Origin of the sequence: Xanthomonas campestris pv. asclepiadis (assembly GCF_020784175.1) — a bacterium.
GTDB lineage: Bacteria > Pseudomonadota > Gammaproteobacteria > Xanthomonadales > Xanthomonadaceae > Xanthomonas > Xanthomonas campestris_D.
Window position 1 is genome coordinate 1 of the sequence record NZ_JAJGQM010000061.1, and the last position, 21,607, is coordinate 21,607.

The following is a 21,607-nucleotide window of genomic DNA, read 5'->3' on the forward strand; positions in this document are numbered from 1 at the left end:
GCCCGCCGAGTTCCGTGATCAACATCAACCGCAGACCTCTAGTTTTGGCTGGCATTGAATTAGGGGGAGTCGACAATTGCTTCGCTGGAAAAGGCCGGTTACGACAACACACGCGGTGTTCTGGACGTACGTAATCCTATCGTTGCAAAGGAGTTGGGCGACTCGCACCGCATGCACAACTTCCTGCCGGTGGATGCCATCGACGCACCAGACCGCTCGGTGCTGGAAGATCCCAAATCGCAGCAGCTGGCGCAGCAATACGGGCCGATGATCGACAAGTACCGCGACGACGTTGCGTCGATGCGCTTAGGCGCAGCCGGCGGTGCAAGAGGCCTGCAAGCGGCGACACAGCACACGTTGGCTGCATGAACGGCGCATCAAGATCGTCTACGGCCGTGTCTTCTTGTTAGCGGGATGCAATTCTATGAATCCTGCTTCCGAGAGAGCCTCTGGCAGACACGACGTCGAAACTATAACTGCTGACGGAGACCTGGATGGTGCTGTTTTAAATTCGAAGATCCTGGCTGGTTGTCAGAGCTCCCTAGACAGTTTTTCTGGCGTCTATCACTATTATTTCCAGTGCTGAAAATTTCAGTGGCAGGCCTTGCCTTCCACCGTCATCTGCGCGGCAAACATCGGCACCTGGGCAATCTTGCCGGCGGCGGCCTGCTGCTTTGCATCTTCCAGGTAGATGCGCGACTGACCTTGGCCATCGAGCTGAGGCTTGGCATCCACCGGCTTGCGCCAGACGCGTACAACGGCTTGTTGCGCCGGGCAGGCTGCGCTGGGGACGCGGATCACATCGTTGAAGATCCAGCCAGAGGCGACGCTGGGCGTGGCCTTGGCGAAATCCACGAAGCGTGCGCGCGGCTGGCAGGTGGGACTACTGCGCACCACCGACAACGTATACGGCTGTGCAGCATTTCCGGTAAACACGCCTTCCAGGCGCGCGCAGGCTTCGGGAATCTGGCGCAGGGTGTGCACGGCGGCGACCGCTTGCGCGGTGCCGGCTGGACGCTGTTTCAATTCCGGCGTCGGTTCGGCAGCGAGCGCATGGGCGCTGAGCAGCACTGCAGCGATCGTCACGGCATACTTTGACGCGGCATGGTTCGACATAGTCACTCCTGGATCGGCTCGATCACGTTGGCCGCAGGCTGTCATGCCGCGACTGAACGACGCGCCAAAGCCGCGCCGCTGGCAGCGGCGTAAACCGCGGCGCATACTCGCCCGCAATCCGGCCACCTGAACATCGCGACGCGCGTTACGGTCCCCATGGCCGTCGAGTCCGTATTCGCCACTCCACTCGCTGCGTGCATCGCCCTTGGTTCGTCCGACCGGACGACATCCATTCTCTGGGAGGGGTCATGCTGGAACACTACGGGTTACTACTTGCGCTGGGGTGTGCAGCCCTGGCAATCGTCTATGGCGGTGTGTCGGCACGCTGGGTGATCGCGCAGCCTAGTGGCAACGCACGCATGCAGGAGATCGCCGCCGCGATCCAGGAAGGCGCACGCGCGTATCTCAATCGGCAATACCTCACCATTTCGATTGCCGGCGGCGTGTTGTTCGTCCTGGTCGGGCTGTTTCTGAGTTGGTACACCGCTGTCGGGTTTGCGATCGGCGCGGTGCTGTCGGGGCTGGCCGGCTATATCGGCATGAACGTGTCGGTCCGCGCCAACGTCCGTACGGCCGAGGCCGCGCGGCATGGCATCGGCCCTGCGATGGATGTGGCGTTCCGTGGCGGTGCCATCACCGGCATGCTGGTGGTCGGCCTGGGACTGCTCGGCGTCGCCGGTTATTACGCGCTGCTGCAGGCGATGGGGCTGCCGCTGGAGCGCAACCTGCATGCGCTGGTGGGGCTGGCATTCGGCTCGTCGCTGATTTCGATCTTCGCGCGCCTGGGTGGCGGAATTTTCACCAAGGGTGCGGATGTGGGCGCGGACCTGGTCGGCAAGGTGGAAGCCGGCATCCCCGAGGACGACCCGCGCAACCCGGCGGTGATCGCCGACAACGTGGGCGACAATGTCGGCGATTGCGCCGGCATGGCGGCGGATCTGTTTGAAACCTATGCAGTCACCGTGATCGCCACCATGCTGCTGGGCAGCCTGACGCTGGCCGAAACCGGGCCGCAGGCGGTGCTGTACCCGCTGGTGCTGGGTGGTGTCTCCATCATCGCTTCGATCGTGGGCGCCTCGTTCGTCAAGGTCAAAGCAGGCGGCTCGATCATGGGCGCGCTCTACAAGGGCGTGATCGTCTCCGGTGTGCTGGCCGCACTGGCTTACTGGCCGATCACCCAGTCGCTGATGCGCGACAACACCCATGGCGCCACGGCGTTGTATGCGTGCGCCTTGATCGGCCTGGTGCTCACCGGCTTGATCGTCTGGATCACCGAGTACTATACCGGCACCCAGTACAAGCCCGTGCAGCACGTGGCCGCCGCAAGCACCACCGGCCACGGCACCAACATCATTGCCGGGCTTGGCGTCTCGATGAAATCCACTGCGTTGCCGGTCATCGCGGTCTGCGCGGCAATCTGGGGCGCGTTTCATTTTGGCGGCTTGTACGGCATTGCGACCGCAGCAACTGCAATGCTGTCGATGGCCGGCATGATCGTGGCGCTGGATGCATACGGGCCGATTACCGACAATGCCGGCGGCATCGCCGAAATGGCCGAACTGCCGCCGGAGGTGCGCAACATCACCGACCCGCTGGATGCGGTGGGCAACACCACCAAGGCGGTCACCAAGGGCTATGCGATCGGCTCGGCCGCGCTGGCTGCGCTGGTGCTGTTTGCCGACTACACCCACAACCTGCAGGCGGCCAATCCCGGCCAAGTATTCGCCTTCGACCTGTCCGACCACACCGTGATCATCGGCTTGTTGATCGGTGGCTTGATCCCGTATCTGTTCGGTGCGATGGCGATGGAAGCGGTGGGACGCGCGGCAGGCGCCGTAGTCGAGGAAGTGCGTCGCCAGTTCCGCGAGATCCCCGGCATCATGGCCGGCACCGCCAGGCCCCAATACGACCGTGCGGTCGACATGCTGACCCGCTCGGCGATCCGCGAAATGATCCTGCCCTCGCTGCTGCCGGTGGTGGTTCCGGTGGTGGTCGGGCTGCTGCTGGGGCCGCGCGCCCTGGGCGGATTGTTGATCGGCACGATCGTGACCGGCCTGTTCCTGGCGATTTCGATGACCACCGGCGGCGGAGCCTGGGACAACGCCAAAAAATACATCGAAGACGGCCACTTCGGCGGCAAGGGCAGCGAAGCGCACAAGGCCGCCATCACCGGCGATACGGTAGGCGACCCGTACAAGGACACCGCCGGGCCGGCGATCAATCCGCTGATCAAGATCATCAACATCGTGGCCCTGCTGCTGGTACCGCTGCTTTGAGGGCGACGTGCCGCAAGCCGCGGGCTGACCGAAGGTGACGGGGCGGGGCCCGGAACGTGCCAACGCACGCCCCGGGTCCCCTACGCCACGCAAGGCCCCACGACTGTCTGCAGCGCTCAGCTGACCGCTAGGGGCAAGCCTCATCGGCCTGCGGGCGTGCTGCATAGCTCGATCGCCCAAGCCGCGCCTGCCCCGCTGCTGCCCGGACGCAGTCATTACACCAGGCAGCCCGCAGCGCAACAGCCTGCGGTGCGGCATGTACTCAAAGGCAACCGATCAAGCCGTCATAGATCGGCGGCGCGCCACCGGGCAGTGGCTCGAACAGCGGATTGTTCACCGCCAGGGTGCGATACATCTCGTCCAGGCGCGTCCCAGCCTTCAATGGCGCCGCGCAGCGCCAGACCCGGCTGTCCGAGCGCAGGTACCCGCTTTGGGGATCGACGCTGACCTCGCTGGCACCGAAGGTCCAGATGCAGCTGCGCACCACCCCGCTCACACGATGCACCGAGCAGCGGAAGCGCAACGGCTGGTAGTCGCTGAACTCCCCGCCGCAAAAGGTGTCGCCGCAGATGTTGTCGAAATCCTGTTCCAGCCGCTGCTCCAGATCGACAAAGGCTTCCCAGCCTTCGCCATTGGCGGGCCAGTCCACCGCATCGACGAAGGTCGGCGGTGGCGCCGGCGTCGCCGCAGTGGCGAATTGGGAGACACCGGAGAGCAGCAGCACAACGAGCAAACGCACAGGCTTGAACATGGCAGTTCCCGAGCAGTGGGGGAGCCTGCAGCGTGCGCCGCGCCGCGGGACGCGAGGATCGGAGAGCTCCCCGGGATGAATGCGGGCTATGCCGCACCCGGCGGTCAGAACATTGCCCATTCAGTGTCGCTGCAGCGCAACAGCCGAACGCGTAGAATCGCGCTCCACACACTAGATGACGCCTCGGGAGTTACGCGCATGGGTCTTGAACTGGTCACCTCCGGCAAGAATCTGCCGGAAGAAATCAACGTCGTCATCGAAATTCCAAAGGATTCGGAGCCGGTCAAGTACGAAGTGGACAAGGCCAGCGGCGCGATCTTCGTCGACCGCATCCTGTCCACCCCGATGCGTTACCCCTGCAACTACGGCTATGTGCCCAATACCCTCTGCGGCGACGGCGACCCGGCCGACGTGCTGGTGGTGCTGCCGCTGCCGTTGGTGCCCGGCTCGGTGGTGCGTTGCCGTCCGGTCGGCGTGCTGCGCATGAGCGATGAGGCCGGCAGCGACGAAAAGATCCTGGCGGTGCCGATCGAGAAGATCTTCTCCGGGTACGCGCACATCGAGGATATCGACCAGGTCTCCAGCCACTGGATGGAGCGCATCGGCCATTTCTTCGAGCATTACAAGGACTTGGAGAAGGGCAAGTGGGTCAAGCTGGATGGCTGGGGCGGCGCGGCCGAGGCCAAGCGCATCCTGGTGGAGTCGGTGGAACGCTATAATTCCGACGCACCCTGATCCAACGACCGTGATGCAGCCCCGCAACCGCGGGGCGATCGGGATCACGCTTCCGGCGTGATCCCGGTGACCGCCGGCGGCAGATTGGGTACATTGCCGACAGCGTTTGGCCGGTGTCTGTCACCGGTGACTCTTGGGGAAGTGTCTTGCGTATTCTGTTTGTTGGGGACGAAGCCAGTCTTCCGTCCGAACTGAGCGACTACGTCGCTGATCTGGGTGATCAATGGCAGGTGCAGCAGGTGGCCGATGGTAATTCGGCAATCGAGGCGGCTGCGTTGTCGCCGTTCGATGCGGTCATCGTCGCCCCCGTCTTGCCCGATCTGACTTCTGCTACGTTGCTGGGGCAGATCCGTACGCTGCGCCCGGACACCATCCGCATCGCCTTGATCGATGCCCAGGATGGTCAGCGCACGCCGCCGGCGCGCATCATTGGCGTGGCGCACCGCTTCCTGCCGATGCCGCTGGCCCCGGAAGTCCTGCTCGAAGCCATCACCAGCCTGGAAGAACTGCGCGATCTGCTCAGCAACCCGCGCCTGCGCGCGGCGATCGGCCGGATCGAAAAACTGCCGTCGCCGCCGCATCTGTATCTGAGCCTGATGCATGCGCTGGAAGAAGACGAAGGCGCCGACGCGGCCGATATCGCCAAGCTGATTGCCGGCGATCCGGCGATTGCGGCCAAGGTGCTGCAGCTGTGCAATTCCGCGTTCTTCTCCGGCGGCCGCAGCATCACCGATCTGCGCACGGCAGTGACCCGCCTGGGCGTGGCCACGCTGCGCGACCTGGTCCTGGCCAGTGAAGTGTTCTCGGTGCAGACGCTGACCCCGGCCGAGCGCAATGCGATGCAGCGCCGCGCCCTGCTCTCCTCGCGGCTGGCGGCCAAGGTGTTGCCGCCGACCAGCGCAGAACTGGGCTCCACCGCCGCGCTGCTGGCCGATATAGGCCTGTTGCTGCCAGGCGTGCGCGACGAGCGCGAGCCGCCACTGGAAGGCGGTGACGATCGCCTGGGCCATACCGAAGCCGGTGCGTACCTGCTCGGCCTGTGGGGCCTGCCGATGCCGATCATCGAAGCGGTGGCCTTCCATCGCCACCCGCAACGCTCCAGCCTGCGCAGTTTCTGGGTAACCGGCGCGGTGCATGTGGCGACCGCATTGGCCAGCGGTGAGAGCGTGGACGAAGAGTACCTATCCAAGGTCGGTGTGATCACACGTCTGCCGACCTGGCGCGAACAGGCCGATACCTTGCTGGGGCTTGCCGAGGCCTGAGAGCGGCGCCAGGTTGATGCAACACAGAAAGGCGCGACCTGGTCGCGCCTTTTTCTTTGGCTGTTTGCGCCTGCGCGAATGCAGACATGGCGCGATGCGACTTGTCTGCGCACGCATCACTGCGCTTGCGATTTTGTACAGATATCGCGACATGACTCGCGCGGCGACGTGCAGCGAACCATCAAGCGCGCGTGTCATCCCAGCACGGCACAACGCATGGTCAGGCAAGCAAGGACACAACGCACCTGGCAGCGATGACGTTCGTCAGACCTTGTCTGCCTTACTCCAGATCCGGAAACAAAAAAACGGGCCTTTCGGCCCGTTTTTTCAAACTTCACGACACTTCGATGATCAGAAGCGCTGGTTGTACTGCACAAACAGGAAGCGGTCGTAGTCGAGCATCGGATCGATCGCAGCGGTGCTGCTGTTGGTGATCGAGTAGGTGATCGGCGGCTGCTTGTTCCAGATGTTGCGGGCACCAACGGTCACGCTGCCATCCCACGGAGCCTGCCAGGTAACAGAGACGTCCTGGTAGGAGATCGAGCCCTTCTTGTTGGAACCGGTGCCGCCGCCCCATGCCGGATTCGGCGTCTGGTAGTTCGGGTTGTTGCACTCGATGCCTGCTGATGCATCCCAGCAGTAATCGCGGAAACCGCCGTAGTAACGCAGGTTCCAGTTGGCCGACAACGCACCCAGCGACCAGTCCAGCCCCAAGGTGGCACGGACGCGCGGGTAGTTCCAATAGCCCGCATCGTTAGCCCATTCGGCGCCAGCTTCTGCCTGCGACTTGTAGGTCGCCAGGTAGTTGGAGTCCAGGTTGACGGCAAATTTGCCGTACGCGGTTTCCGGCAGACGGTAACGCACGCCGAAGTTGTAGCCTTCGGTTTCCAGACGCCCCAGGTTGACGTTGCCGCGGCTCAGCGTGGTGACCTGGCCGGTAACCGCGTCGCGACCGTAGTCCGCGCAGTAGCTGGCCAGATTGTTGAGGTAGCAGTTGTTCAACACATCATTGGCCGTCAACGCGGTGATGATGTTGGAGATCGAAATGCGGTACCAATCCAGCGAGAAGTCCAGGCCCTGCACCCAATGCGGGCTGTAGACCATGCCCACGGTCCGGGTGATGCTGTATTCCGGCTCAAGCTCGGCATTACCAACACCCGCATTGAACGGTGCGTTGCCCTGAACGTCACGCTGGGTCACCGGGTTGTTAGCAGTGTCAGTCTGACGGAAGTTGCCTGCCAGACCTTCACTTGCGCAGCGCGCGGCCACGCCGGCGTTACCCAGCGAACCGAAGGTTGCATCGCAGGGATCAGTGAAGTCATCAAAGCTCTGCGAACCGCCACCGAAAGTGTCGTCCAAGGTGGGAGCACGGAAGCCGGTACCGTAGGTACCGCGCACCAGCAGGTCGTCGATCGGCTTCCAGGTGAAGCTGAACTTGCTGTTGGTGGTATCGCCGAAGCGGCTGTAGTTGCTATAACGCGCAGCCACGTCGAACGACAGTTCCTTGGCGCCCGGCAGATCCTTCAGCACCGGAATCAGCAGCTCCAGATAGGCTTCATTGGTCTGGTAGCGACCTTCAGTTGCCTGTGCGGCCAGATCGGTGGTGTAACCGGCGCTGGACAGCTGATCCGGGTAGTCGTAACCGCTGATTTCGCGGTGTTCGACGCCTGCGGCGAAGCCCAGCTCACCGGCCGGCAGGTCAAACAGACCACCGGTGACGTTGGCGGTCCACTGCTTGCTCAGGCTCTGCTGCGTGGCCTGGCCCAATGCATTGATGTACTGCAGCGCATCCGCCGTGGAGGCCGACGGACCACCCAGGATGTTGAACGGGGTGCACTGGCCCAGCGCATTGCTGGTGCCCAGCGGCAGCGGGCTGGCAGCGGTACCACACTGCACCTGGCCCTGGGCGTTGAGGAACGACGGACCCAGCGCCTTCTGCAACGCCAACAGGTTGATGTTGCCGCGCGAAACCTGCGTCACATCGTACTTGTTGTAGTTGAAGCCCACGTCCCAGTTCCAGCCATGGCTGCCGACGTCGAACACGCCTTCCAGCGCGGCATCGAAGTGGGTGGACTTGACGTTGTTTTCGGTGGTGCGCGGCAGTTCAACCGTGCGGCGGAACCAACTGGTGATGTCCTGGCCGACCGGGTTGTAGTAGCTGCCACCGCTGATCGCCACCGGGAACTGCGGCTGCGAACGAGCGTTGAGCGGGTAACCGGCGATCTGACGGTTCGAGTCGCGCTCGGAATACATCGCCGTCGACTTGAAGGTGATGCTGTCGGTGATGTTGTAGCTGCCGGTCGTGAAGATCGACTTGTTCTTGCTGGACTGCTGCAACATCATCTGGTCGACGGAATTGTAGTAATCGTCGGTGGTGATGTCGTTGTGGTAGTTGGCAAGGTTGCGCGAATCTGCACCCACGCCCTGCCCATCAAACGAGCCGGTGTGGTTGAGAATGTAGCTCTCTCCGCCGGAGGTGAAACGGCCCCATGGGCCGGTCGCGCTCAGGCTGTCTTCGATGTGGTTCGGGCCAGCCGAATAACGGGTCAGTGCACGATCCTTGGCCCACACCGGATCTTCGCTGGTGTAGTTGACACCGAACACCAGCGAGGAACGATCGGTAGTGGTGCCGGCGGTGAAGGAGTACTGCTCCTTGGAACCGTCGCCACGCCCGTTCTGGCCGAAGTACGCGGAGGCTTCTGCGCCGTCGTAGTTCTGGCGCAGGATGATGTTGACCACGCCGGCTACGGCGTCAGAGCCGTAAATTGCCGAGGCGCCGTCCTTGAGGACTTCGATGCGCTCGATCAGCGAACTGGGGATGGTGGACATGTCGGTCAGGCCCGACAGGCTGCTGGTCCAACGCTTGCCGTTCACTAACAGCAGGGTACGGTTCTCGCCCAGGTTGTAGAGGTTGACGTACTGGCCGCCCTGTTCGGGATCGGAGGTCAGCACGGCAGCCTTGCTGTAGGTCTGCGTACCGGCAATCGACAGGTTCTGGAGAATGTCACCAACGCTGACCAGACCCGACTTCTGGATGTCCTGCTGGGTAACGGTGAACACCGGCTGTGCGGTTTCGACGTCGACCGAGCGGATGCGCGAGCCGGTAATTTCGATGCGGTCCAGCGTCGTGGTCGACGGGGCGGCGGACTGCTCTTGTGCATTGGCGGCAAATGCCGGCGTCAACGCGATCGCAATACCGGCGGGCAACAGGCCCAGCCGCACTGCGGAGGTGCGAAGGTTCATCAATCTCTCCAGGGTTCGTTAGTGGCGCGTTAAGCGCCCCTGTGCAAATTACGATTGCGTGAACATCGTCGCTTTGCGCGTCACGTTCCGTGGCTTTGCCGAATCTGGCGGATTTGTCGTTTGGTCGCGGTAATGCGATGCGGAGACACCGAAACGCGCACGAAATGCACGCGCAAAGCTGCAGCAATTGTCGAACCCGCTTGCGGCCGCAACCTCACCAATCATCATCGAGGTATCGCGCAGCAGATCGGAGGCGCGCTCCAGTCGCAACCGTGCCGACAGCGCCTGCGGGCTTTCTTCGTACAGGCTCTGGAAGGTCTTGGAGACATACCAACTGGAGAAGTTGGTCAGCTGCGCCAGCTCGGCGATGCGCACCACGCGGTCGCTATTGCCCTCCAGATACAGCCGGGCGCGTTGCATGCGACCGAACACCTGACGGCGACGGCTGCGCGAACGGCCCGGGCAGCGCTGCTCCTGCGCGATGAAGTCGCGTTGCATCGCAGCCAGATGCAGCAGCAAGGGGCGCGCCGACGCACTGCCACTCTGTGCGGCCGCATTGCGCCACAGGCGCAGTGCAATCCGCAGATCGCCGCGCGACAGCTGGCTGCGCCCCGGATACAACGTGGCGTCGGTCAGTTCGGCCAGGGATTGCAGGCTGTCGCCATCGAGGCTGACGCCGACACAGAGCGCGCTGCGGTCGGCCTGCACGGTGGGATGCGATTCCTTGTCGAAGGCGATCCAGTCGCCGGCGCGCAGACGGAAACGCCCTTCCTTGGACTCCACCCAGGCGCGGCCGCGCAACTGCACCCACAGCGTGAAGGTGGCGGCGGCGGTGCGGATGCTGCCCAGCCGCGAGACCGCCAGGCAGGTCGTCGACGTCGGCTCGCTGGCACCGTCCAAGGAAAGTGCGAGTCCGCGATCCGCGGTGATGACCTGTTGCATGGTGGCAGCCCCCTGTACAAAAGAGGGCGTAGTGTTTTGCCGAATCTGGCGTGAGTCAGGAAGTTCCGACGAAGGTCTGCCGAAATTGCCACGAAGTCTTTCCGAAGAACTTACGAGGCGATTTTCCTCAGCACGATCAACAGGTTGGACATCACACCCAGGGGCGTTACCAGGCGTTCCGGCAGCGGCATGAAGGCGATCGCGCTGCCATCTTCTTCCGCCACTGCCACATACAGCGCGCCGCTGCGCTGATCCACGCTGAAGCCGTTGATGGTGGTGTACTTGGCCACATCCAGGCACCGCCCTGCACCAGTACGCAGATCGCTGTCATAGGTGGCACACGTGTCGGTGGACGACAGGTAATGCAACTGGTCCCGCGCACCAGGCGCCCAGCTGCGATAGCGCCAACGCGATGGCTGCTGCGGATCGACTTGCTGCAAGGTGTCGGCCGCCAGCGACGGGGCGACCTGCCATAGCCCGCCGCCAGTCAGACGCGTCAGCAGTACTTGGCCGCTGACGCGGTCCAGCCGCAGCTGCGAGACGTCCTGCAGCGACGCCAGCGCGCGCCATGGAGCGCTGCGTCTGTCGTAGAGCGTGGCGAAGGTGTGCCCGTCATCGGCGGCAGCCACGACCAGCAACCGATCGGGATCGGGAACATGGATCGCCTGCAGCGGTCGCGGTTGCGGCACCGGCAGGCGCAACGCCTTGCCCGTGCTCGGGGTCACTTCGAACAGTGCCGCATGCCCCTGGGCGTCGCTGCCGCTGACCAGGACGCGTTGCGAGTCCGCAGACCAGTCGGCGGCCTGGCGCGCATCCGGCCGCAGGCCTTCGATCAGCCGCACCGAGCCAGGTTTGCCGACATCACCCCACCACAGGCCGTACGCACCGGAGCGATTGGAGGCAAAGATCAGCTGACGCCCGTCCGGCGCGATCATCGGCTGGTCGTCGCGCCCGCTGGAGGCAAACAGCCGGCGGCGGATGTAGCCGCCATTCATAGGGTCGTGAATGACCTGATACACACCAAATTGTGGCTTGCGCTGCACAAACACCAGATGGCCATGCGCCACATCCGGTGCCTGCGCATCGTCCACACCGAGGTCATGCAGGCTGCGGTCGACAAGATCGAGCCGATAGAGCCGCGCCTCGCTGTCCACACGGCGTCCGAAGATCAGGCCGCTGCCATCGGGCAACCAACTCCAGCCGCGGATATCGGCGTTGTCATGAGTCAGCCGTTCGGCGGTTCCGCCGCTTGCCGGAACGCGCCACAGATCACCCAGCTGCGGATTGCGTAGAAACACGATCCAGTGCCCGTCCGGCGAATAACGCGGCGTGTAATCGAAGTCGGTCGGTTGCGCGCTATAGCGCAGCGGCTGCCATTGACCGGTTTCCAGATCCAGCCGACGCATGTGCGGCGCACCGTGCGCGCCGGTCATGCTGCCGAACAGCAAGGCGCGGCCGTCCGGCGACCAACTGAAACTCAGCATGTCCGCGCCGTCGCAGCGCGCCACCTCGCGTGCGGCAGCCGGGCCGTGTGCGGCGGCAATCATGATGCGGCAGCCGCCATCGGGCGCCTGCCGCGAGAAAGCGATCTCGCGTGCATCCGGCGACCAGGCCGGCAGCCGATCGGAAATGCCGGCCGCCGGCGTATCGAGCACGCGCGGATAGGCGTTGTTGGTGGTCTTGACCAGGATCGAGGTGCCCGCGCGATCGCTGGTCAGCGATGCGTAGGCCACCATCGCCCCGTCTGGCGACAGACTGGGCGTGAGATCGAACCCGCCGCCTGCAGTGATGATCTGATACGGGCGCTTGGGGCTGCCGAGCACCGCCGAGGCCGCCGTGGCGTCCTGGACTGGCGCGCGCATCCACAGCGTCCGCATTGCCAGCCCCAGCACCACCAGCAAGGCCACGCCGGCTACTGCCAAGGCCATCCATCGGCGCTGCTGCGCTGCCGCCGGTGCGGACCGAACCGGCGGCGGGGTCTGCCGGGGTGCCGCGTCGCGCTCCAGGGAGGCAGCGGCCGCAAGGCCGGCTGTGGAATCGTGATCGTCAAGGCCAGTGCGCGATGCGGTCGCCGCCGATGGGCGCGCGGCGGCATCGGCCGAACTATCCGAGCGCTGCTCCCACGCCACCGGCGCCAGCAGGCGATAGCCGGTCTTGGCGATGGTCTCGATATGCTCGAAGCGCTGGCTGCCGTTGCTGGCCAATGCCTTGCGCAATTGCGTGACCGCCTGGGTCACCACGTCATTGGTCGGCAAGGTATCGGGCCAGACCTCGGCCAACAGCTGCTCCCGCGTCACCACCTGGCCCTGCTGCCGCGCCAGCGTCAGCAGCACCGCCAGGGACTTCGGCGCCAGCCGCGCGGGGCGCCTGGCGCCGGGCGCATGCACCTCGCGCGAGGCGACATCGACCACGCACTGGCCGACACGTAACCGGCCCGATGGCATCGCATTAGCGGGAGAAACACTCATCGGCAGGAAGACGCATCGGCATGCAAGGACTACAAAGAACGCATCACGCAATTCGCGCGAAACGCCAAATTCAGCAAAGGACCACAACCAACTGTGTCATGCATCCATTTGGTGCAAATTTTACTCTATGCCTCGTTGCTTCCCTACGACAGGTGGCGACGTCAGGCTCTCTCTCTCTCGCCGACGAATTCAAATAATTACGATGTCCCCTTCGCGCCTCTGGCGCGATTTTTTTATCTGCGATTCAGGAAAATGCCGCGAAATGCTTGTGGGCTGTAACCGCTTGCAACGCAGTCGCAGCGCGGCACTTGCGTACCACGCTGCGATCTGCATAAGCCGAAGCTGAATTTTTCTTAAGCAACCAGCCGATCTGCTGCGACGCAACGACGATGCTGCATGTCACGTGGCGCGATACACCTGCGCACCTTGTGCCAGAAACTGCGCCGACTTTTCTTCCATTCCTGCCGACAAGGCATGCGCCTCGCCCATGCTGTGCTCGGCCGCGTAATCGCGCACGTCCTGGGTGATCTTCATCGAGCAGAAGTGCGGCCCGCACATCGAGCAGAAGTGCGCCAGCTTGTGCGCGTCCTTGGGCAGGGTTTCGTCATGGAACTCCTTGGCCTTTTCCGGATCCAGTCCGAGATGGAACTGGTCGTCCCAGCGGAATTCGAAACGCGCCTTGCTCAAGGCGTTGTCGCGCACCTGCGCACCGGGATGCCCCTTGGCCAGGTCCGCCGCATGCGCGGCGATCTTGTAGGCCATGATGCCGTCGCGTACGTCCTGCCGGTTGGGCAGGCCCAGATGCTCCTTGGGCGTGACATAGCACAGCATCGCGGTGCCGAACCAGCCGATCATCGCCGCACCGATCGCGCTGGTGATGTGGTCGTAGCCGGGCGCGATATCGGTGGTCAGCGGCCCCAAGGTATAGAACGGTGCCTCGCCACATTCGTGCAGTTGCTTGTCCATGTTTTCCTTGATCAGCTGCATCGGCACGTGCCCCGGGCCTTCGATCATGGTCTGCACATCGTGCTTCCAGGCGATCCTGGTCAGCTCGCCCAGCGTTTCCAGCTCGCCGAACTGCGCTGCGTCGTTGGCATCGGCAATGCAGCCCGGGCGCAAGCCATCACCCAGCGAAAACGCCACGTCGTAGGCCTTCATGATCTGGCAGATGTCTTCGAAATGCGTGTAGAGAAAGTTTTCCTTGTGATGGGCCAGGCACCACTTGGCCAGGATCGACCCGCCGCGCGAGACGATGCCGGTGACGCGTTTGGCCGTCAGCGGCACGTAGCGCAGCAGCACACCGGCATGGATGGTGAAGTAATCCACGCCCTGCTCGGCCTGTTCGATCAAGGTGTCGCGGAAGATCTCCCAGGTCAGCTCTTCCGCGCGCCCATCGACCTTTTCCAGCGCCTGATAGATCGGCACCGTGCCGATCGGCACCGGCGAGTTGCGGATGATCCATTCGCGCGTTTCGTGGATGTGCTTGCCGGTGGACAGGTCCATCACCGTGTCGCCGCCCCAGCGGATCGACCACACCAGCTTTTCGACCTCTTCTGCAATGCCGGACGACACCGCGCTGTTGCCGATGTTGGCATTGATCTTGGTCAGGAAATTGCGACCGATGATCATCGGCTCGCTTTCCGGGTGATTGATGTTGTTGGGCAGGATCGCGCGACCGCGTGCAATTTCGTCACGCACGAATTCCGGCGTGATGCGCTGCTGGATCGCGGCACCGAAGTCCTCGCCCGGATGCTGCTTGCACAGGATCGCGTCTGTCACCGCTTCCAGGCGCTGGTTTTCGCGGATCGCCACGAACTCCATTTCCGGAGTGATGATGCCGCGCCGCGCGTAATGCATCTGGGTGACGTTGGCACCGTCGCGCGCCACGCGTGGCAGGTGCCGTGCAGGGAAACGCACCGCATCCAGGCGCGCATCGTGCTCGCGGCCTCGGCCGAAGCTGGAACTCAGGCCGTCCAGCGCCACGGTATCGTCGCGCTCGGCGATCCAGCGCGCGCGCAGCGGCGCCAGACCGGCGGCAAGATCGATCGCGGCATGCGGGTCGGTATACGGCCCGGAGGTGTCGTAGACGCTGAGCGGCGCATTGTCTTCGCCACCGAACAGGGTCGGTGTGCGGGTCAATGCAATCTCGCGCATCGGCACCTGCAGGTCGGCGCGCGAGCCCTGCACGAAGATCTTGCGGGAGCCTGGAATCGGCTGGGTCACAGCCTCGGACAGCGACTGGGCTTGTTGCTGCAAAACGGTAGGCGCGGCATTCATGGCGTTCGTCCTGTGTGCTGGAAAACCAGCACCCACGGCGCTGGCTCTGCGAAGGATTCGCAGGCGGACGAAGCGGCGGCGCTCAATGGCGATGCACCCGTGCAGGCACGGACCATCGCATCTAACGAAGCTTCCCTACGCCGGTATCAGCCGGATCAGGTTCGAAGGGACTATCTCAACCGCAGCGCACTGCGGTACCCCCACTTCGGCGGCGATTAAACCACATTGCATCCCGCGCGGCTAAAAATATCGCCAGCTGTTAGCACCGCGCTTGGCGACGAGATGCACGCTTGGTACATGCCGCTGCACGCAGCGGCCGCGCTCGCCTGGCGATGATCAACGCAGTGTTGTCACGTTCGGCAGCGACGGCTGTCCGCGTATGGCAGCACAGGTCGGCAGCACACGCGCAGGACGCTGCGGCACTGCGTGAGCGTCCTCGCACTGCACGCGTCGCAACGCAACAAGACGCGCATTCGCGAACAGCGCGTCTGCCAGCTCGTTCGATTCGGTCTGGGTCATCCCGGGGCGCAGCAGCCACCGCATACGCCCAGCGCTTCTGATCGCACCCATGAGTCGCCGGTCCGCTGCCTGGACACGCCGGTTGTCACAACGACCTCCTTTGGGAGGTCGTTGTCCACGTGCCAGGACTGCCACGTAACCGGCCGCTTCGCACGCAGCAGCGCGATGGTGCCATGCAAGGACATTTCCACGGCACATCACGCCGCTAGCGTGCGGTCACTACAACAAGAAACCCGCTCTCTCTCCCTGCCGCCGATCTTCGGCGGCTTTTTTTCGTGATCTGCTTGCCACAGCCATCGCCACTTCCTTATCGTTCTGTGAAACAGGGGATGGACGATGCAGATGCAAGGGATGCACCGGTTTAGCTGGGCCGCAATGCTGCTGATGGGGTTGTTTTCAGGGACTGCGCAGGCCGCCTCCCCGCCGCCTGTAGAGGCCTTTGTCGAATCCGGCCCGATCTCCTCGCCGGCGATGTCACCCGATGGAAAGCATCTGGCGGTCAGCGCGGATCTGGGCGACGGCAACTACGCGCTGGTGGTTTACCGCATCGCCGGCATGCAATCCACCACGATGCTGCGCTTGCCGCGCTATGAATTGCCGGTGCGCATTGCCTGGGTCAGCGACCGCCGGCTGGTGATCGGCAAGGGGCGCAAACTCGGTTCGCTGGAAGAGCCCATGCCGATGGGCGAGATCATTGCCACCGACCTGGATGGCAGCAATCAGCGCTATGTGTATGGCTACCTGCAAAGCACCCGCAATGCCGGTCTGGAGCGCGGATTCGGCTATATCGAGGGCCTGCCGAGTCGCCGCAACGGGCACTTCTACATGCGGCGTCTGTCGCTGGACTCGCGCCATTCGATGCTCTACGACGTCGACGCCAGCACCACCACCCATCGGCTGATGGCCGACATCGACGTCCCCGATCTGCGGTTCGTGCTCGACCACGATGGCGTGGCGCACTACGCGTACGGCAGCGACGACAACGATAACCCGTTGCTGTTCCGCCGATCGGGCAATGGCTGGTCGCCGATGACCCAGGTCCAGGCCAGCTGGCGACCGATCGCATTCGCGCGACAGCCGGGCCGTCTCTATGGCTGGTACAGCGAGGCTGGTGGCCCTGCAGTCCTGGTGGCCACCGATCCCGATGGCCAGCAGCGCAGCGTGCTTGCATCGGACCCGTTCTACAGCGTGGATGACCTGCAATGGGGTCCGGCGCCGCAAACGCCGTTCGCTGCACGGCTGGGACCAGGGCGGCCGACACTGCGCTATTTCGAGCAGGACACTGCCGAAGCGCAGCTGCACCGGAGCCTGAGCCAGACCCTGGCCGGCCAGTACGTGGACTTCATCAATTTCACCGAGGACGGCAATGGCCTGCTGCTGAGGGCCTACAGTGACCGCGATGCCGGAGCCTGGTACATCTTCGACCGGCCGAGCAATACGCTGAAACTCGTCATCAAGGCACGCAATGCATTGCAGGCGGCGCAGATGAGCGAGCGGCGCATGGTGACCTTTCAGGCCAGCGACGGCTTGACCCTGGACGGCGTGCTCACCGTTCCCGGCAATGCCGCAAACGGGGTGCGCTTACCGATGATCCTGCTGCCGCACGGCGGCCCGCATGCCGATGGCGATGGCTGGGCCTTCGACACCGACGCCCAGTTCCTGGCCAGCCGCGGGTATCTGGTGCTGCAGGTCAACTATCGCGGCGGCCTGGGTCGTGGCAACCGGTTCGAGCGCGCCGGGTATCGCCAGTGGGGCGAACGCATCCAGGACGATCTGATCGACGGCGTTCGCTGGGCGGTGGGCCAGGGACTGGCCGATCAGACGCGCATCTGCAGCTATGGCGCCAGCTTCGGCGCGTATGCCGCCATGATGGTGCAGGTCAAGGCGCCGGAGTTGTTCCGCTGCGCGGTCGGTGTGGCCGGCATCTACGATCTGCAGATGATGTACAGCAAGGGCGACATCAATCGCAGCGAGTACGGCCTGAATTATCTGGAGCGCGCCATCGGCCGTGATGCCGCCGAACTGGCCGCGCACTCCCCGGTGATGCTGGCAGAGCGCATCAAGGTGCCGGTGCTGCTCGTGCACGGCGAAGAGGACGAGCGAGCCCCGTTTGCACAGGCCAAGAGCCTGCGCGCGGCATTGACACGTAGCGGCAACGCGCCGCAGTGGATGGCCGTTCCCAAGGAGGGACACGGCTTCTACAAGGAAGCCAACCAGGTAACGTTCTATCGCACCCTGGAACGCTTTCTTGCCGAGCAGTTGGGCGGCAACACTGCGGCGGTGTCCAGCGCTATCTCCGCCGCGCCGCAATAACGAGGCAGCTATTCCAGCGTATAGCCCACCCGCAAACCGCCCCAGTGCTTGCGGCCCACAAAGATCGGGGCCGACAGGTCGAACATGATCTGGCCGGTGTCGCGGCGGTAGACCTGCAGACGATATGGGTCGGTGTGCGCGCCCACGCTACGGCCGACTCGGTCGGTGAACTTGCGTTTGGTGCGGTTGCCGAGCAGATCACGCTTGGGATCGCCGGTCAGCGGCTGGGTGAAGCGCAGATTGTGCGTGGGTACATAGCCGTCGGGATTGGCGCAGATGGCGAACACGATCCACGGATGCGCATCCAGCAGCGGCTCCTGCAAGGCAGGCAATACCTCGTCGCAAAGCGCATCGAAATCGGTGCTGAACTTGGCGGGCTCCACCCCGGCAATCGGTGTGTAGGTGCGGGCGAACAGCGCCGCTTCGTCGATCTGGCCGCGTGCGATGGCTTGCGCCAGGGTAGTGCCGATACGAGCGGCGGTCGCCACGGCGAGTTCCTTGACGCGCGCGTGCCGGGGCACTGTCAGCGGGTCGGCCGGCAGACGGAACAGGCCCACGCAGTCGCGCAGCGTCTCGGTGCCGCGCTCCAGCGCCTCGCTGCGTTCGGCCACATGCGCGGCGTGCTGCAGGTTGCTGCGACCCAGCGCCACCACGCCATCGACGGCGCTTTCGATGCCGCGAATCTCGCCGTCCTGCGCCTGGATCCGCCCGGCCACCGTGGTCATCGCGCTGCTGGCCTGGCCGAGCACGCGGGTGATGCCGTCGAGCACCGCTTCGGTGCCGCGCGCCGAGGCCGCGCCCTCGCCCACCGCGGCGCTGGTTTCGGCCAGGATCGCGCGCACGTCCCGCGCTGCCGCTGCCGCGCGTTCGGCCAGGCGGCGGATCTCGGTGGCGACCACCGCAAACCCGCGCCCGGCATCGCCGGCATGCGCAGCTTCAATGCTGGCGTTGATCGACAGGATATTGGTCTGGAACGCCACCGAGTCGATGACTTCGATGACCTCGCCGGCACGCGCGGCGCGGCGTTCCACTTCGTGCATGGCCTGGCCCAGCGCGTGCGCGGCGGCGACGCCCTGACGTGCGCTGTCGTCGGCACTGGCGGCCAGCGCAATCACCTGTGCCAGATCGGCATTGACGTCGTGCAGGCTGGAAGCAAGGCGCTCCACCGCCGTGCGGGCGCCATCCAGTGCTTCGGTCTGCGCCTGCGACTGACGCACCATCTCGTCGTTCTCGGCCACCAGCGGCGGCACTTCGGCGGCGATCTGCACCGACAGCGCCACTGCCTGGCGGATCGCCTCGGCCAGGTTGCCGAAGCCGGCCTGCAGCCGGCGCCCCATGTCGGTCTCCGCCAGACCGGGCGGCAGCAGCAGTTCCAGCTCGCAGCCGGCCAGCGCCTGGGCGGTGCGCTCCAGCACGGTGCGGTCTTCGTGCTCGGCCTGCAGGCGCGCCACCAACGGCTGCAGCAGCGGCGAGATCGGCACCGGCCGGCTGTCTTCAGCCAGGCGGGTGGCTTCGCGCAGCAGGATCGCGGTTTCCACATGCGGCAGCGACAGCATCCAGCCACCGTGCTCGCGGTCGCGCACATAGCGCACGCGCCGGGCTGGGTCGTCGCCCGGGGCCGCCCAGACGCCGTCTTCGCCGACCAGATCGGCTGCGCTCAATCCCCATAACACCGACGCCGGCGCGCCCTGCAGCTCGCCGGCGGTCTTGCCCAGGACGTCCAGGCCGGCGCGATTGCAGGCCACCACGCAGGCCTCGGCCGATAGCCGCAACAGCGCGACCGGTGCATCGGGGAGCAGCGCCGCATGCGTTTGCGACGGCGGATCGGGTTGTTGCATCGAGCTCATGGGCATTCCTAATCCATCATGATCATTAGCGGCGCGCTGCGGCTGCAATTGAGAGGCGCCACGCACCGCAGGCACTTGCTCAGTAGCCGGCGGCCTGCCCGTCCTTGCGGCTTTCCGAAGCGCCGTAATACACCCCGCTGGCCGGGTCGCGCGCGATCGCCTGGTACCCGCCATACGGGCCATCGGCAAAGATCACCCGGTGGCCTTTGCGCATCAGTGCGCGAATGGTGTCGTAGGAGAAGCCGGTTTCCAGGTTGACCTCGCCACCATCGCTCATCGCGGTGGCCTGGCCGGTCGGCTCGGTGGAGCCTTCATGCTGGATGCGCGGCGCGTCGCCGGCTTCCTGCAGATTCATATGGAAGTCCACCAGGTTCATCACGACCTGCACGTGCCCCTGCGGCTGCATCGCCCCGCCCATCACCCCGAAGCTCAGCCACGGCTTGCCTTCCTTGGTGACGAAGGCGGGAATGATGGTCTGGAACGGCCGCTTGCCCGGCGCATAGCCGTTGGGGTGATCCTTTTTCAGCACGAACATCTCGCCGCGGTCCTGCAGGATGAAGCCCAGCCCCGGCGGGGCCATGCCGCTGCCCATGCCGCGGTAATTGGACTGGATCAGCGACACCATCATGCCGTCGGCATCGGCAACGGTCATGTAGATGGTGTCGCCTTCTTCCAGCTGCTTTGGCGTGCCCGGCTGCACTTCCTTGAGCGCCTTGTCCATGGAGATCAGCGCGCGACGCTGCGCGGCGTAGTCCTTGGAAATCAGCCTGGCCAGTGGCGCCGGCTGGAAGGCGGGGTCGGCATAGAAGCGCGCGCGGTCGGCGAAGGCCAGCTTCTTGGCTTCGGTGAACAGGTGCACATGCTCGGCCGAGCCGTACGGGATCTTGGAGAAATCGTAGCCCTCCAGGATATTGAGCATCTGCAGCGCGGCGATGCCCTGGCTGTTGGGCGGCAACTCCCAGACGTCATAACCACGGTAGTTGGTGGACACCGGCTCCACCCACTCGCCGGTGTGGCTGGCCAGATCCTCGTAACTCAGGTAGCCGCCATTGGCCTTGAAATAGGCGCCGATGGTGCGGGCGATGTCGCCCTTGTAGAACGCATCGCGGCCGCCGTCGGCGATCTGCTGCAAGGTGTTGGCCAGGTTCGGGTTCTTCCACAGCTCGCCCTTGCGCGGGGCATGGCCGTCGATGGTGAACTGCTCCTTGAAGCCGGGGTACTGCGACAGGCGTGGCACCGAGCGGTCCCAGTAATAGGCGATGGTCTCGGCCACCGGATGGCCCTCGCGGGCGTAGCGGATCGCCGGGGCCAGGTTCTGCGCCATCGGCTTGCGCCCGAAGCGCTCGTGCAGCGCGAACCAGCCATCCACCGCGCCCGGCACCGAGACCGGCAACGGGCCGGTCGGCGGAATGTCCTTCAGCCCACGGCGCTGGAACTCGGCCAGCGTCAGCGACCTGGGCGAGCGGCCCGAGCCGTTGTAGCCGTAGAGCTTGCTGGTCTTGGGGTCCCAGACGATGGCGAACAGATCCCCGCCGACGCCGTTGCCGGTGGGCTCCATCAGTCCCAGCGCGGCATTGGCGGCGATCGCCGCATCCACTGCCGAACCACCGTTCTTCATCACATCCAGCGCGATCTGGGTGGCCAACGGCTGCGAAGTCGCCGCCATCGCATGCGGGGCGATGACTTCCGAGCGGGTGGCGAACGGCTGCCCGGTGATCCGGTCGGCAGCACTGAGAGGTGGCGCGAGCAGCGCCAAGGCAGACACCAACAACACAGGTACGCGACGCATGACAGGAGATCCCCAAAACACCACATGTGAGTCGCCAACCATACCAGCGGGTCGGGCCGCGTCGTTCGA

At 64.5% G+C, this 21,607-nt stretch carries 12 protein-coding genes, 1 pseudogene and 1 riboswitch; of the genes and pseudogenes, 5 read left to right on the plus strand and 8 right to left on the minus strand.

What is annotated here, in order from left to right; all coding sequences use genetic code 11:
* Positions 1-75: 75 nt before the first annotated feature.
* Positions 76-342, plus strand: a pseudogene (locus tag LL972_RS19510) (hypothetical protein); the annotation flags it as partial.
* 249 nt (positions 343-591) lie between these two features.
* On the opposite strand, the gene LL972_RS19515 reads toward LL972_RS19510, so the two are convergent.
* Positions 592-1,116: a hypothetical protein gene (locus LL972_RS19515; RefSeq protein WP_323134235.1), complete on the minus strand. Its 525-nt coding sequence runs from the start codon at positions 1,114-1,116 to the stop codon at positions 592-594.
* Positions 1,117-1,364: 248 nt separating this feature from the next.
* On the opposite strand from LL972_RS19515, the gene LL972_RS19520 reads away from it, so the two are divergent.
* A complete protein-coding gene (locus LL972_RS19520) occupies positions 1,365-3,392 on the plus strand; it encodes a sodium-translocating pyrophosphatase (RefSeq protein ID WP_228328995.1) in 2,028 nt (675 codons plus the stop codon).
* Positions 3,393-3,654: 262 nt separating this feature from the next.
* Here LL972_RS19520 and LL972_RS19525 read toward each other — a convergent pair whose 3' ends face one another.
* The gene (locus LL972_RS19525; protein WP_228328996.1) at positions 3,655-4,143 is read right to left on the minus strand and encodes a hypothetical protein; all 489 of its coding nucleotides are present in this window, start codon (positions 4,141-4,143) and stop codon (positions 3,655-3,657) included.
* Positions 4,144-4,341: 198 nt separating this feature from the next.
* Here LL972_RS19525 and ppa point away from each other — a divergent pair, with 198 nt between their 5' ends.
* Together ppa and LL972_RS19535 are read left to right on the plus strand one after the other, a co-directional pair.
* Positions 4,342-4,878, plus strand: coding sequence for an inorganic diphosphatase (ppa, locus tag LL972_RS19530; RefSeq protein ID WP_002804918.1), 537 nt, complete (start codon positions 4,342-4,344; stop codon positions 4,876-4,878).
* Between the two features lie 113 nt (positions 4,879-4,991).
* Positions 4,992-6,140 carry an HDOD domain-containing protein gene (locus LL972_RS19535; protein WP_228328997.1) on the plus strand — a complete coding sequence of 383 codons (1,149 nt, stop codon included), beginning with the start codon at positions 4,992-4,994 and terminating at the stop codon, positions 6,138-6,140.
* Between the two features lie 351 nt (positions 6,141-6,491).
* Here LL972_RS19535 and LL972_RS19540 read toward each other — a convergent pair whose 3' ends face one another.
* The 4 genes from LL972_RS19540 to thiC form a co-directional block, all read right to left on the minus strand.
* Positions 6,492-9,383 (minus strand): TonB-dependent receptor plug domain-containing protein, encoded by a 2,892-nt coding sequence (locus LL972_RS19540; RefSeq protein ID WP_228328998.1) that lies wholly within the window; start codon positions 9,381-9,383, stop codon positions 6,492-6,494.
* A gap of 48 nt (positions 9,384-9,431) precedes the next feature.
* Positions 9,432-10,325: a helix-turn-helix domain-containing protein gene (locus tag LL972_RS19545; RefSeq protein WP_228328999.1), complete on the minus strand. Its 894-nt coding sequence runs from the start codon at positions 10,323-10,325 to the stop codon at positions 9,432-9,434.
* Positions 10,326-10,435: 110 nt separating this feature from the next.
* Complete coding sequence (locus LL972_RS19550; protein WP_228329004.1) at positions 10,436-12,769, minus strand: winged helix-turn-helix domain-containing protein; 2,334 nt, start codon at positions 12,767-12,769, stop codon at positions 10,436-10,438.
* 423 nt (positions 12,770-13,192) lie between these two features.
* Entirely contained in the window at positions 13,193-15,070 is a 1,878-nt protein-coding gene (gene thiC / locus LL972_RS19555; RefSeq protein WP_228329000.1) for a phosphomethylpyrimidine synthase ThiC, read from the minus strand.
* A 114-nt stretch (positions 15,071-15,184) separates the two neighbouring features.
* Positions 15,185-15,282, minus strand: a riboswitch (TPP riboswitch).
* A gap of 682 nt (positions 15,283-15,964) precedes the next feature.
* Between thiC and LL972_RS19560 the strand changes: the two genes are divergently transcribed.
* The gene (locus LL972_RS19560) at positions 15,965-17,902 is read left to right on the plus strand and encodes a prolyl oligopeptidase family serine peptidase (RefSeq protein WP_228329005.1); all 1,938 of its coding nucleotides are present in this window, start codon (positions 15,965-15,967) and stop codon (positions 17,900-17,902) included.
* A gap of 8 nt (positions 17,903-17,910) precedes the next feature.
* Here LL972_RS19560 and LL972_RS19565 read toward each other — a convergent pair whose 3' ends face one another.
* Both LL972_RS19565 and ggt read right to left on the minus strand, forming a co-directional pair.
* A complete protein-coding gene (locus LL972_RS19565; protein ID WP_228329001.1) occupies positions 17,911-19,749 on the minus strand; it encodes a methyl-accepting chemotaxis protein in 1,839 nt (612 codons plus the stop codon).
* Between the two features lie 79 nt (positions 19,750-19,828).
* Positions 19,829-21,538 carry a gamma-glutamyltransferase gene (gene ggt, locus LL972_RS19570; RefSeq protein ID WP_228329002.1) on the minus strand — a complete coding sequence of 570 codons (1,710 nt, stop codon included), beginning with the start codon at positions 21,536-21,538 and terminating at the stop codon, positions 19,829-19,831.
* Positions 21,539-21,607 lie beyond the last annotated feature (69 nt).

What these genes read in the sequence shown, in the direction of transcription:
- LL972_RS19515 (WP_323134235.1), bottom strand. Translation starts at nt 1,116, where the DNA reads ATGTCGAACCATGCCGCGTCAAAGTATGCCGTGACGATCGCTGCAGTG.
- LL972_RS19520 (WP_228328995.1), top strand. Translation starts at nt 1,365, where the DNA reads ATGCTGGAACACTACGGGTTACTACTTGCGCTGGGGTGTGCAGCCCTG.
- LL972_RS19525 (WP_228328996.1), bottom strand. Translation starts at nt 4,143, where the DNA reads ATGTTCAAGCCTGTGCGTTTGCTCGTTGTGCTGCTGCTCTCCGGTGTC.
- ppa (WP_002804918.1), top strand. Translation starts at nt 4,342, where the DNA reads ATGGGTCTTGAACTGGTCACCTCCGGCAAGAATCTGCCGGAAGAAATC.
- LL972_RS19540 (WP_228328998.1), bottom strand. Translation starts at nt 9,383, where the DNA reads ATGAACCTTCGCACCTCCGCAGTGCGGCTGGGCCTGTTGCCCGCCGGT.
- LL972_RS19545 (WP_228328999.1), bottom strand. Translation starts at nt 10,325, where the DNA reads ATGCAACAGGTCATCACCGCGGATCGCGGACTCGCACTTTCCTTGGAC.
- LL972_RS19550 (WP_228329004.1), bottom strand. Translation starts at nt 12,769, where the DNA reads ATGCCATCGGGCCGGTTACGTGTCGGCCAGTGCGTGGTCGATGTCGCC.
- thiC (WP_228329000.1), bottom strand. Translation starts at nt 15,070, where the DNA reads ATGAATGCCGCGCCTACCGTTTTGCAGCAACAAGCCCAGTCGCTGTCC.
- LL972_RS19560 (WP_228329005.1), top strand. Translation starts at nt 15,965, where the DNA reads ATGCTGCTGATGGGGTTGTTTTCAGGGACTGCGCAGGCCGCCTCCCCG.
- LL972_RS19565 (WP_228329001.1), bottom strand. Translation starts at nt 19,749, where the DNA reads ATGAGCTCGATGCAACAACCCGATCCGCCGTCGCAAACGCATGCGGCG.
- ggt (WP_228329002.1), bottom strand. Translation starts at nt 21,538, where the DNA reads ATGCGTCGCGTACCTGTGTTGTTGGTGTCTGCCTTGGCGCTGCTCGCG.